Here is a 12,446-nt window from a genome sequence, read left to right as displayed (position 1 = left end):
CAACAGTTTGACCACAAACCTATAAACAACCATATTCACATTAAAATATTCATTAAATTGATTATTTTTTATAGAAGACAATTCCGACAACTTCTTTATAAAACAATTATGAGCTTTGTTATAAAGTCATTAAAAATTTAACTTTGCGTTAATTTAAAAATATTCAGGCTATTTTTTGATTGACGTCTATTCTTTTTATATCTGAACAATCTCAATATGTTAAGTCTTAATAAAGGAGAACTGGTTTCGCAGATAGATACCAGTTTAAGACCATAGAGTGAGACACATCACTCTCTGACATAAACCCACCGCTCAACAGACATAAGGAAGAGAAGTTTTCACTAATATGTGCTTGAGCGTACAACCAAAAAGAAGGAAGTCCCATGTTAAAAGGATTGCTATGCATTTCAGTTGCTGCCACTCTCGTAGCCGCTCCTAATGTACTTGCGCAGACTGTCGCGATGACCGATCTCAACAGCAAGAAGAGCGCTGGCACCATTGAGATTTCACAAAGTGACTATGGCGTGGTATTTATGCCTCAGTTATCAGGTTTGTCATCAGGGGTGCACGGTTTCCATGTTCACACCAATCCATCGTGCGATAGCGCGGAGAAGAATGGCAAAACCGTCCTTGGCGGTGCAGCAGGTGGTCACTATGACCCCAGCAACACAGGGAAACATGGCTACCCTTGGACCGATGACAATCATTTAGGCGACCTGCCTCCACTCTACGTGGACATGCATGGCAATGCTAATCAGCCCGTTGTCGCGCCTCGCCTAAAATTATCAGATTTAAAAGGCCGAGCATTAATGATTCATGCTGGTGGTGACAATCATTCCGACCATCCTGCTAAATTAGGCGGCGGCGGTGCGCGCGTTGTATGTGGCGTTATTAAGTAGTCATTCGATAAGCCAAATTCGCGCTTCTCCTCAAGTAGCGAGAAGTGCGAATTTTTGTTGATACTCAGTGTCCGTCTCGCACGTCTCTAAGTAGCTGTGGTGCAACATTAAAATTGACTGCACTATCTTTGTACCAATTCCTAATGCGCCCCCGACGGCATCTTTATCAATTCGATTGACAAAAGTGAACAGGATTCGCGACTTATCCTCACTCAAATGCGCTTGGCAATGCACTTCCGAGCCGATTGGGCTGTGACGCAACGCATTTTCAAGCAGGTTCAATACCAACCGCTCTAAGAGTCCTTTGTCACCCACAGTTTGGATCTTGCTATCCATATCCACTTTCAACACCACTTCTTTACGAGAAAACTGGCTCTGCATCGTCTCGGCACATTCTGCCATCAACGCGCCAAGATCTATGGGGCGGTACTCATAGTTTGGCATTGGTTCCTCTTTACGCGCGGCGTCTAATAAAGAGTGCAATTGAGTTGAGAGCTTCTCACAATTTCGGAACGCGATATCAATCAGCGGATCGGATCCCGGATGCTGCAAACGCCACGTTTCCAGATAGCCAAGCACGCTCGATAACGGCGTTTTTAAATCATGACTGAGCTGCAATAAGCTTTGACGGCGATGAGAAGACTGATACTCCAACTGTAAAAACTGCTGCTGAATGTGCTTCGCCATCATCTGATAAGAGTGCGCAATCGGCACGAGCTCCGGCACTTGGTCAGTAAAGTCAGGTTGCAGGTGAAAATCATGTTCGGCTTGCTGTTGAAGTTGCTTGGTCACACGCTCAATCGGGTTCAAGAGGCTACGTTTGACCAGCACATAAGCCCCGAGAGCAAAGCCTAAAATGGACACTAAGACCAATCCTGCCAGCGCGATGTAAGGGGTATCGACTTGCGCATTGGCAATGGCGTCATGTCGGGTACTGCCAATCACCACATAGAGATAACCGACCGTAGAGCCTAATTCCTCTATCGCCGCAACAGAAAACACTTTGTGTTCACCGCGATTACGAGGATCTTCGCCTAATATGGGAAGCGGTTCGTTGGTTAAGAATTGCTGAATGGGGTTCAGATCCACCGAGTCCATAAGCTTTGCCCCATCTGGCGCAGCATGGGTGGTGATATTGCCTTGGCTATCGAGGAAGTAGATTTCAAAATCAGGGCCAATCAGCATGAGCGTGTGAAAGATCGACTTTAGCGCTTTAGGGTTGTAATCCGTCCCGATCATCAGCGGATTATCATCACGCATGTGGCTGGCTAGCTCTTTGTGCAAACTTTGCTTAGTGCGTAACTCGATGGTTTCTTTTTGCCAATTGTAAGTCAGTGCAATCACCACCGCCGCGAGGCAGAACCACAAGCTGGTAAATACTACCAAGCGAGATTTGAAGCTCATCCTATCGCCTCCTTAAACAGCGGTGTTTTTGAAACACCCGTGATGATTGAAAAATGACGGTGAAAACAACTGCCGACTTACTGTCTTGGCTTGATATTTTGACTTGCTTTTTTGCATTAGTGTCTTGGTTGAAACTTATACCCAACGCCCCACACGGTTTGGATGAAGTGATGATCTGAATCAGACAAAGACAATTTGCTGCGTAAACGGTTAATGGTGCTACACACCGTGTGGTGATAACCAGAATGACTGGTGTTCCATACGTGATCGAGCAATTCATCTTTACTGTAGACTCTGCCCGGACGAGTCGCGAGAAACTGCAGCAAAGTAAACTCTGTCGCGGTAAGAGTGACATCCTTGTCGTTTAGGGATACTTGGTGCAACTCCGGAATGATTCTTAGCGGACCAAAATCCATCGCTTCGTCGAGGGCTTCATTTGCTACTTTGGCCTCTGCGGTTTGACTGACTCGGCGCAGCACGTTACGTACTCGCGCTTGGAACTCTAATACGCTAAATGGCTTAGTGATGTAGTCATCCACTCCCGCTTCTAAACCGTCAACCTTGTCCATTTCACCGTCTCTTGCTGTCAACATAAGCACTGGGATCCAATCTTGTTGCTGACGCAAATAATGGCAGATGTCTAGGCCATCACCATCTGGTAAACCTCGGTCAAGGATCAATAAATCAAAGGGGTGTTGCTGATATTGCGCTTTAGCATCGGCGACATTTGTTGCTCGCGACACTTGGTGTCCTTGAAACTTAAGATGCATCTGAACCAGTTCTGCCAAATCATCGTCGTCTTCCACCAGTAAAATCTTCGCCGATAAATAGCTAGCTTGTCGTTCCATGATCCTTTCCCTAACTTACGTAAAGCCACTCTGCACATGACCGGAACAAACTAACATTTCTTTCATATCACCAAGTGCTCCCTTACTGCTATATTCAGCGAGTATCACCTTAGGTAATAAAAAGGTTCCGATGACGCCATGAGGGATAAATCGCTCGGCTACAAGCGCTTTGGAAAGGAGACGTCATCGGAGCCTGTGTTACTCGACTCGAGTGATGGTGACTTTCGCACCTGGATTCAAGAAACGATGGTTCGCAGAGAGTGCTGAGTTTGCTAATCCGTCATCTTGGCTAACAACACCCGCATGGAATGCAACAACGTCATTGCTGTCATTACGGGCGGCATTGAAACCCTCACCGCCACCTGCTGGGCCCGGAATGGTTGCAGCAAGTTCATCGTTCAGTTCCGTGCCGGAATCCCAAACGTTCATGCTCATTTCGTAGCTTTCACCCACTGCGAGCGATTTGAGCGATAGTCCCGTTTCGCCAACAAAGGCATCATTGGTATTCACAAACATAGACGCCACAGACAAGTAACCGTAACGACTAGGATCAACCGTGATGGTGACTTCGTCCGATGCCCCCGGCAACACCAATCCATTACCTGCAATACCTTGGTAAACACTGTCATTGCTGTTCATCAATTCAATCAGCTCGGCGTTACTACCGCCTTCAGCAAGATGCTCAAGTTCAACAGATGCCGCTTGTCCAATTTCAAACAATTGGTAGTCACCATTGTGAGTGAGTACCGCAAGCGGAGACATAGGTTGATTCGCAGTCAAGTTCGCCACGTTGACGGTGTAACGGTACGATTTCACTACGTCATTATCATCATCGCTTGGACAACCGGCGAGCAAGCCGACTGAAGCTGCTACTAGTAAGATTCTGACTTTCATACATCCTCCTTACTTCACAACAATTGTGATGGTTGCAACTGGGTTTAACCAACGATGGCTGCTGCTGTCTAGGTCACTGATGCCGCCGGTTGGATCGCTATCACCAAGGTTACCCGGATGCACGTGAACTTTGTCGTTAGTTACCGTTGCTTCAACGCCTGTGCCGCCAGTACCAAAGGTAATGAAAGGTGGGTTTGGCATGCTAGACGCAAGTTCATCGTTCGCTTCTGTACCGGCATCGTAGCTTCTTAGCGTTGCTCGGTATGTACCCGCTTCCGTTGGAATCTTCCAGCTATCCAGACCGACGAAGCCATCGTTGGTTGGCAGCAACATCGCGCTTAGAGAAAGATAACCGTGGTCGCCACTGTCTAAGGTGAAGGTGGTTGCAACACCCGGATTCAAAATGCCACCAGCAGGGTTCTCAACCACCGCACCACCAGCGTTACCAATCACGCTAGCAAGACCAGAGATATCACCGCCTTCTGCCATTGCTTCTAGTTCTGAAGTCGCTGCTTGACCCGTTCTGAACATTTGAAGATCAGAGCCATGTGCGGCAACAATAAGTGGCGTAAAGTAGATGCCTTTGGTTGCGTTTGTCACGGTGATTTCCAATTCCGCCGCATTCACTGATGCAGAGCCGAGTGCCATAGCGACTGAAGTCATGACGAGTCCGAGTTGGGTACGTTTTTTCATTGTGATTCCATCCTTTAATGAGGGTTGAACTACCCAAGCCCATGTGTACGGCTTTACTTCTTTGTTCGTGACTTGAGTAGGTTAAGCATTACGTTTCGAACGTTTTGCGTTCTTGCCTCTAAGAATGACGAGCAAATCTATCAGCAACTTCATCGAATTCTCATAAAATTCTCACAAGTTCTGTTCGAATTCTGTCAGCAGCACTTTTTTACTCTTAATCAGGAGTTTACACTTCGCGCTTTCCCCTCCTACAATGCGGTATTCCCTGTTTAAATCACGATTCTCACCATGATTCATAACGTTCTGTCTGCCTACTATGGCGAAATCTACGGCATCGCTTTTTTCAACCACTACTTGAACCATTACGCCCAAAGTGAACAACAAACGCTGTGGCAAACCTTGATTGAAGTGGAAGACCTCACCGCAGAAAAGCTCAAACCTGTACTGCTGACAAATGGCATGGATATCGAAAGTCGACACCAAGAGATGCTGGATAAAGGCTTGGCAGATGCAACCAAGTGGATTGGTTTACCATGGCAAGAGTTGGTAGCGACTCTTCTGAAGTGGGTAGAACCTTATGAGGTCAAGTATCAAGAGTGGCATGAAGAAGTGAAAGCTTCGCAGCAATATTCAATCGCTGAGCGAGAAGCTATCGAGTTAATTGCAGACCACGAAACAGCCATTTATCACTGTTGGCAACAATACCATACTGGTGAATCCGGCTTGCCTGCACTCAATACATTTTTAGCAAAATATCGTTAAAGCGAGACGGTGACACTTGAACCTCTTGAAACCGTACCAGACAATATCGTTATTCCGCTGCGCAGAACTGAACAATTATGGTTAATCCAAAACTCATTGCCCTACTTCCTGATCTTGCTTCGTTTATCTTAGTGGTAAACGAGGGCAGTTTTACCGCTGCAGCCAAACAGCTTGGCGTGACGCCATCGGCTTTAAGTAAGTTGATCACACGGTTAGAACAAGCCCTCTCAGTGAAACTGTTCGAGCGAACGACTCGCAAGTTGATCATCACTCAAGCGGGGCAAAAGGTTTACGACCAAAGCATCGCCATGGTGAATGCGGCGCAGCAAGCGGTTGAATTATCGGCTGAAGATCATGCCGAGCCCACGGGTGCACTCACAGTGGCTGCACCCGAAGCGTTTCTTAACTCGGTGCTTCAACCATTTGTGTTGCCATTCCTAGATCGCTACCCAAACATTCAGCTCAAGCTACGTGCTGCTGATGGTGAGATTGATCTTTTTCGCCAAGGTATCGACGTAGCATTTAAGCTCACCGACAAACCCGATGAGAATCTGGTACTCAAAGAGATCAGCAAGACCAATCTTGTTTTGTGTGCCTCTCCAGATTACCTTGCCAAACACGGTATGCCTGAGCACCCAACCGAGCTTGAGCAACACGACTGTATTTACCTTGCCGAGAACGACAAAGACAACATCTGGTCGTTCTTTAAAGAGGAAGCCTTTCATTCGATTGCAGTAAGTGGACGCTACGCCGTCAACCATTCTCAAATGCGCTTGAACGGGGTTAAGTCTGGCTTGGGAATTGGGATCTTCCATGACTTCGTGATCAAAGACGCGTTAGAGCAAGGAGAAGTGGTAGAGGTGCTACCGGATTGGATGATAAAGAGTAACTACCACGGCGCTATCGCGATGCAGTATGCGCAAACCAAATACATGCCTGCTCGTCTGCGCGTGTTTATCGACTTCGTTAAGGAGCATTTAGTCTCCGAGGACACTAACCATGCTTGAGGATACTAACCATGTTTGAAGAGGCTAACCATGTTTAATGCCATTCATCACGTCGCGATCATTTGCAGTGATTATCCAAGGTCAAAACGCTTTTACACCGAATTGTTAGGGCTAAAAGTCATTGCTGAAAATTATCGTAAAGCCAAAGACTCGTACAAACTTGACCTTGCTCTGCCTGACGGTAGCCAAGTTGAACTATTTAGCTTTCCGGACGCACCAGAGAGACCGAGCTTTCCTGAAGCTCAGGGGTTACGCCACCTTGCTTTTCAAGTGGATGATGTCGAGCATGTTAAAGAATATTTAGAGGCGAGAGAAATTGAGGTAGAGCCCATTCGCATCGATGAATTTACAGGCAAAGCGTTTACCTTTTTCAAAGATCCAGATGGCTTGCCGCTAGAGGTTTATCAACGCTAACTTTGGTGGGGCACGAGGAACTGGCGTTTCAAATCGTACACTTAGAGCCAAAAAAGTGTAGCTTTCAGAAATGACCAAGCTCAGTTGTGGAAGTATTGGTGTAGTTGGAAGTGAATCATGATGAAAAGTCGAAAAGTGGCTAAAAGGACAAGGTTTGCCTTTATGGCTGACGGCATTGTCACTTTCTTCGATTTGAACCAATTCAAAACCATTAAGCGTACATAGCGTCGCCCACACGCCCATGCTGTTACCATGAGCATTGATAACAGGCATAAGCGTCACTAGCACCCAACTTAGAGCACTAGCAAATAGCATGGAGCGATAAAAAGGAATTAATCTACGCATAACGGTGACTTAACAAATTTAATTCAGCGTAACTAATTCTGAGTGCTAGCTCAAAAACAGGATCAATAAGTGGTTGCCACCTCACAGCTTTTCTTCAATAACGCAATTGACAGACACAAAAAAGCCCACCAAAACGGCAGGCTATTTTCATATTCTATTGTCAGCTTTTATCGCGATTAGCCGAACAGCTTACTCCAAATACTTGGGTTACGCTTGTCATGGTATTCTTCACGTAGGCTATCAATTTCACGTAATTGTGCTTTCGCGTCTTGCAGGTTACCAGCGTCTAAGTCTGCTTCAATCTTGTCTAACGTTACCGTTAGTTTATTAAAGCCTTCTAAGTAGGTATCGAATTTCTCTGGTGGATAGTTACCGCGCTTAGATTGCTCGACGATTGCTTGCAAGCTATCAATTGCAGACTTCATGGTTTCAACATCCGACGCTTCTGCCGCCTGTTTGAATTCCATCTTCATCTGCTTCATGTTTTGTTTTAAATCAACCGCTTCTGCCATTGCGTATGTTGAGCCAAACGCAATCGCACACCCTAGGACTAAAGGACGTAACATTTTCACTTCTCCATTTATAGTGCCGAATTCTGTGTCGGCTTTATTTACCCAAATAACCCACGCCATAAAAGGCGACAAACTAGCTTAGTTGAGTATTTCCGGGTCGCAGTGTAAAGCAATCTTACGCCAGGTGCATACCTAAAATGTAATCAAGTTTATGCGTTGCGAATGTCGTCATACTCTGGAATTGGCTTACGGCCTCTCAGAGCTAAGAAAGACAAAAACTGCTGGGCGGTGTGAGTAATCACTTTTTTGCTATCGATACCCACTTTATCCATTAGCTCTCCAACCAAATCCAGATTACCAACATCATGGCAGAAATGTGCATCACTTCCTGTTGTGAAGAAGACACCGAGATCTTTACCGATTTGTGCAATCTCGTGGCAACGGTCTACGCTACCCACTCGGCTATTCCCTTTTAGCGTGGTGTTATTGATTTCAATCGCAACATTATACTCTTTCGCGCACGCTAAAACGGCCTGAAAATCAAAGTCGAAATTTGGATTCCCAAGATGGCCAAGCGCATCAATACGACCGTTTTGAATCACACTAATGAGCGCTTCCGTATGAGTTTCTTTGTTTGCAGGACGAAAAACAGGTTCATGGAAACTTGCAATAACCCAATCTAGGTTACGATCGACACTCAGCGGAATATCGATGTCGCCTTCGGTATTAAGAATGTTGGATTCCACACCCCGAATGATCGCGATACCGTCTAAAAATCGAGGCAGGATTTTTTGGTTGGAGAAAAACCAGTAATGCGGCGCGCCCGGCATTGATTCTGCGTGATCGGTCGTACAGAACATATCCAAGCCGTTCTCTTTCGCCAATTTTGCATTTTCAATCAAGGTGCTGTACGCATGACCACTGGCGTACGTATGTGTATGGGTATCAACTTTAAATTCCATCATCCACTCTCTTAGGTGCGCTATCTTGCGTGCTATTGTATACCTACACGTGACGTACCGTCAGCCCAAGATGAGTATCAGACTTAAGCTTGCTCCTCACTGATGGCTTTTATTAGGGGCAACGCTTTTTCCCATCCGTGATTAAACATAGAAACAAAGTCGCTGTGCGTATGAATGGTGACATTGAGTAACAAACGATCACTGTTGGTGTCGATCTGATAGATCTCTCGTGATCCAATCCACTTAGATGCTAAATCTCCATCCAGTTGCTGCCTATTATCCGGATTAAAAATGGCAATGTGATGAAATTCAAGGCGCTGTTGCGGTTGCACGATATCGATAGTCGCTCGCGTTCCGCCCATATCGGGATCAAAAAAAGTGATGTCTTGCCCTTCTTCCCATATCCCATCAAATTGAGACTGGGGTGAGAAAGCCTGTGCCCAGCGTTTGTATAACTCAGCATCGGTTAGCACTTCCCACACCCGTTGCGGTGTAGCCGAAATCTCAACGTAATAATTTAGCGTAAGCATTATTTCTCTCCCTGAACCTTTCTTGACGCTAGTTCATTGTCAGAAAAAATCAAACCTCACCTCTGATTTGCCTTATTTAATCCTCTATTTTCCGACAGGCTAAGAAGTTCTCGCTTGTAACCTGCCACCACGATGCGCCGTAAAGCGAACCCAACATGTGTTCAGTATGGTTGCGAGCACAATTAAACTCATCCCGATAATTTGGCTTTGGCTCATTCGGTCATCGAAAAACGCACTCTGCCAAACCGCAGTGAACAGTAGGTTGGTAAAAATAAGTGGTGCAAGTTGAGAGCCGCTGCTTGCCAGTTGATACGCTTTGGAGCGGAAAACTTGGGTGTTAATGATCATCAGGGACATCACACCGAGCCACAGCATATTAGAAGAAACAGTAGATTCCATCACATTGGCTTTGAGGAAAACATCGATGTCGTTAAACAACGTTAGCGGTAACAGAAATACGGCAGCAAACCCAAACGCCCAAAAGTTGATTTCTAATGGCGACATATCAGTTTTACTCACTTTATATAGCGTAAGCTGAGAGCCGGAATTGAAGAGTCCACCAGCTAGACCGAGTAATAAATCCGAACGCCAAGTAAACTCCCCACCAACTCCCGCCAACATAACCACTCCAGTAAACGCCATTGCTAAAGCCGCCAATGTTGAAACGCGAATGTGGCCTCCCATAAACAGCTTTTCAACCAAAGGAATAAATAATGGGCCAGTGGCAAACAATACCACCCCTTCTACCAGCGTTAACGTTTGTAATGACGCGATGAAACACAACTGTGATAAGCCGATACAGAAGGCGCGAAGCAAAATCGGTTTTAACGTCCCAGCTTTAGGAAAGGTAAGATTTTTGAAACGAAGTAAGACAAGCAAAATAAGTGCAGGAGCCAAAAAGCGTAAGAAGCTAAACAGTGTGACGGAAAGTTCACCTGTCAACTGCTTTGCTAACAACCCAGTAACAGATAAGCTTAACGTAGACATCAGCATGAAAAGGATAGATTTATTTACTGCATTCATTCGATACTCCTTAATATGTGGAGTATTTTATGAGATATCACTTATTGTAAATAGCGAGTAATATTAACCATTAATGTAAGAAAAACTTACAGGTTAACTTATCTCTCATCATGTTATGGTTTCTAAAATATGCGTAAATTAGTCCCTCTAAAATCCATCTATGCATTTGTCGCCGTGGCGGAATCTGGCAGCATGACAGAAGCAGCGCAGATATTAAGTGTGAGTCATTCGGCGGTGAGCCAGGCGATAAAATCACTGGAGACTCAGGTCAACAAACCTCTGTTTGATCGCGTAGGCAGACAAGTTCAACTTAATGCTGACGGTAAAAAATATTATCGAAAGGTTGCGCCAGCTTTAGAACAAATTGTCGATGCCACAGAAGCGCTAATCCAAGACCAAAACTTGCAACGTATTACGCTTAATATGGTGAATTCCTTGGCGCTGCATTGGTGGATTCCGCGAATGTCGAGTTTGCAGGACTTTGCTCCGCAATTAGACGTTCGTTTATCCAACCTGTCTGGCAGGTTTAATCTAGAACAAGAAGGCATCGACGCAGCACTCGTGCATGGAAACACCGAGGAATGGCAAGATTATTACTGTGAAAAGCTCAGTGAAGATGAACTGGTTTTGGTGTGTAGCCCTGAATTGATAGCTAAGACGAATGACTCAAATATCGCTCAACTGTTAAAGCAGTATCCCATCATTGAAGTCACTAACGAACGAAGAAAAAATGACTGGAACGTGTGGCAGAATGCGACTGGCATCCTGCGACCTAAAAGCAAAAAACCAATCACTTTTAATATGTCGATACAAGCCGTGCAGGCGACGACTCGTCGTTTAGGCTTATTGGTGACTCATCGCTTGTTTGTGAAAGATGACATCAAATATGGCCAGTTAATCGAGCTGGGTAAACCCGTCATTAATCCTAACCAACAGTTTTACTTTGTTTGCCCACCACACAAGCTAAAGCTGGAATCGTTTCACCTTCTGCGCTCGTGGTTGCAACAATCATTCAATTAAAGAAACCTTTTGTTAAGCACATTCATTGAAAAATTAGTATAAAGTTAGAAAGAGCACTTTTCATCCAAGGATGGTTTATGAAGCGGTATCAAATATGGTTAAGCGTACTCTGCCTCGTAGTACCCATGAGTGCAGTCGCTGAAAGTGAAGACGCTCATTCAGAGCAAGGCATCTCAACGGCAATCATAGGCGGCCAGCAAGCCACTCAAAATCAATTGCCCTTTTTCGCACGACTCATTCTACACAAAACTGGCGCTAATCAATTTGCCAACATCTGTGGCGGCACGATTGTTAATGACCGCTTCATTTTAACCGCCGCTCACTGTGTAGAGCCGAGTGTTTTTTCTGACGGATGGACAATCAATGATCTACGAGTTTTAGTAAAAAACCCGACAATGAATGATGTGTTTGTTGAAGAATTCAAAGATGTTCGCTCTATCGTCATTCATCCAAATTACGAGCCTAGTGATTTATGGATTAATGATATCGCCGTACTTGAACTTACCCACCCGATCACCGACAACGTTCAATCCATTACGTTGCCGCAAGATTTTGGTGATTACAGCAGCCAATCGGTTTATCAGATATTCGGTTTAGGGCAAACCTCGACCAACGATGAAAATGGACCAAGTTATTTGCGATGGGCGGAAGTAAAACCACTCACCGATGCGCAATGTGCTTCTTTAGTGACCGGGTTTAATGCTCAAGAAAGCTTATGTGCCAATGGGTTTCCTGAGCGCAGTTATACCGGTATTTGTAGCGGTGACTCTGGTGGCCCTCTCACCTATCAAGACAATAACGGAATGTATCAACAAATCGGTATTGTAAGCTATGGTTCTTCTGTTTGTGAATCCGCTGCGATTCCGAGTGTGTTTACTGAGGTTCTAAATTACACAACATGGATTGAAGCCCAAACCAGCTCGGGAGTGAAGACTCGTTACAATGCTCTCTTAGCAAGCACAGAAGATTATCATAGTGAAGGTGATTCCGGCTTTGAACCAGAAGATACCAACACATCTGGCTTTGAGGATAATCGCAGTAGTGGTGGCGCACTTGGCGCAGGGATGATCATGCTTGGAGGCTGGTTTGGTTGGCTAAGACGCCGAAGAAATTATTCGCGCTCCAAATAGCTT

The 12,446-nt window shown here is 45.3% G+C and carries 15 protein-coding genes; 6 read left to right on the top strand and 9 right to left on the bottom strand.

The window, feature by feature from the left end; translation table 11 throughout:
• The first annotated feature begins 383 nt into the window (after positions 1 to 383).
• Complete coding sequence (locus tag MTR11_RS10875; protein WP_114322786.1) at positions 384 to 899, top strand: superoxide dismutase family protein; 516 nt, start codon at positions 384 to 386, stop codon at positions 897 to 899.
• A gap of 30 nt (positions 900 to 929) precedes the next feature.
• On the opposite strand, the gene MTR11_RS10870 is transcribed toward MTR11_RS10875, so the two are convergent.
• The 4 genes from MTR11_RS10870 to MTR11_RS10855 form a co-directional block, all read right to left on the bottom strand.
• Positions 930 to 2,303, bottom strand: coding sequence for a sensor histidine kinase (locus MTR11_RS10870; protein WP_114322785.1), 1,374 nt, complete (start codon positions 2,301 to 2,303; stop codon positions 930 to 932).
• A gap of 116 nt (positions 2,304 to 2,419) precedes the next feature.
• Positions 2,420 to 3,151, bottom strand: coding sequence for a response regulator transcription factor (locus MTR11_RS10865; protein WP_048625388.1), 732 nt, complete (start codon positions 3,149 to 3,151; stop codon positions 2,420 to 2,422).
• A gap of 198 nt (positions 3,152 to 3,349) precedes the next feature.
• Entirely contained in the window at positions 3,350 to 4,045 is a 696-nt protein-coding gene (locus MTR11_RS10860) for a spondin domain-containing protein (protein WP_243327498.1), read from the bottom strand.
• 9 nt (positions 4,046 to 4,054) lie between these two features.
• The gene (locus tag MTR11_RS10855; protein ID WP_243327497.1) at positions 4,055 to 4,738 is read right to left on the bottom strand and encodes a spondin domain-containing protein; all 684 of its coding nucleotides are present in this window, start codon (positions 4,736 to 4,738) and stop codon (positions 4,055 to 4,057) included.
• Positions 4,739 to 5,026: 288 nt separating this feature from the next.
• Here MTR11_RS10855 and MTR11_RS10850 point away from each other — a divergent pair, with 288 nt between their 5' ends.
• The 3 genes from MTR11_RS10850 to MTR11_RS10840 all read left to right on the top strand — a co-directional run bounded on the left by MTR11_RS10850 (position 5,027) and on the right by MTR11_RS10840 (position 6,921).
• The gene (locus MTR11_RS10850) at positions 5,027 to 5,500 is read left to right on the top strand and encodes a hypothetical protein (protein WP_237284443.1); all 474 of its coding nucleotides are present in this window, start codon (positions 5,027 to 5,029) and stop codon (positions 5,498 to 5,500) included.
• Positions 5,501 to 5,577: 77 nt separating this feature from the next.
• Positions 5,578 to 6,507, top strand: a complete 930-nt coding sequence (locus tag MTR11_RS10845; protein ID WP_243327495.1) for a LysR family transcriptional regulator — start codon at positions 5,578 to 5,580, stop codon at positions 6,505 to 6,507.
• 30 nt (positions 6,508 to 6,537) lie between these two features.
• Positions 6,538 to 6,921: a VOC family protein gene (locus MTR11_RS10840; protein WP_114322783.1), complete on the top strand. Its 384-nt coding sequence runs from the start codon at positions 6,538 to 6,540 to the stop codon at positions 6,919 to 6,921.
• Here the strand turns inward: MTR11_RS10840 and MTR11_RS10835 are convergent.
• The 5 genes from MTR11_RS10835 to MTR11_RS10815 form a co-directional block, all read right to left on the bottom strand.
• The gene (locus MTR11_RS10835) at positions 6,901 to 7,266 is read right to left on the bottom strand and encodes a hypothetical protein (RefSeq protein ID WP_104972915.1); all 366 of its coding nucleotides are present in this window, start codon (positions 7,264 to 7,266) and stop codon (positions 6,901 to 6,903) included. The genes MTR11_RS10840 and MTR11_RS10835 overlap by 21 nt on opposite strands.
• Positions 7,267 to 7,442: 176 nt before the next feature.
• On the bottom strand, positions 7,443 to 7,832 hold the full coding sequence (locus MTR11_RS10830) for a cytochrome b562 (protein ID WP_005394852.1): 390 nt from the start codon (positions 7,830 to 7,832) through the stop codon (positions 7,443 to 7,445).
• A 155-nt stretch (positions 7,833 to 7,987) separates the two neighbouring features.
• A complete protein-coding gene (locus tag MTR11_RS10825) occupies positions 7,988 to 8,740 on the bottom strand; it encodes a phosphatase (protein ID WP_047009782.1) in 753 nt (250 codons plus the stop codon).
• 83 nt (positions 8,741 to 8,823) lie between these two features.
• On the bottom strand, positions 8,824 to 9,270 hold the full coding sequence (locus tag MTR11_RS10820; protein ID WP_005394850.1) for an SRPBCC family protein: 447 nt from the start codon (positions 9,268 to 9,270) through the stop codon (positions 8,824 to 8,826).
• Positions 9,271 to 9,369: 99 nt separating this feature from the next.
• Entirely contained in the window at positions 9,370 to 10,293 is a 924-nt protein-coding gene (locus tag MTR11_RS10815) for a DMT family transporter (RefSeq protein ID WP_005394849.1), read from the bottom strand.
• 129 nt (positions 10,294 to 10,422) lie between these two features.
• On the opposite strand from MTR11_RS10815, the gene MTR11_RS10810 reads away from it, so the two are divergent.
• Both MTR11_RS10810 and MTR11_RS10805 read left to right on the top strand, forming a co-directional pair.
• Positions 10,423 to 11,313, top strand: coding sequence for a LysR substrate-binding domain-containing protein (locus tag MTR11_RS10810; RefSeq protein ID WP_006741976.1), 891 nt, complete (start codon positions 10,423 to 10,425; stop codon positions 11,311 to 11,313).
• Between the two features lie 125 nt (positions 11,314 to 11,438).
• A complete protein-coding gene (locus tag MTR11_RS10805; protein ID WP_243327494.1) occupies positions 11,439 to 12,443 on the top strand; it encodes a trypsin-like serine protease in 1,005 nt (334 codons plus the stop codon).
• Positions 12,444 to 12,446: the final 3 nt, after the last annotated feature.

The organism is Vibrio sp. CCB-PB317, from assembly GCF_022808245.1.
GTDB classification, from domain to species: domain Bacteria; phylum Pseudomonadota; class Gammaproteobacteria; order Enterobacterales; family Vibrionaceae; genus Vibrio; species Vibrio diabolicus.
The sequence above is the reverse complement of the archived record's forward strand: the minus strand, read 5'-3'. Positions and strand labels throughout refer to the sequence as shown.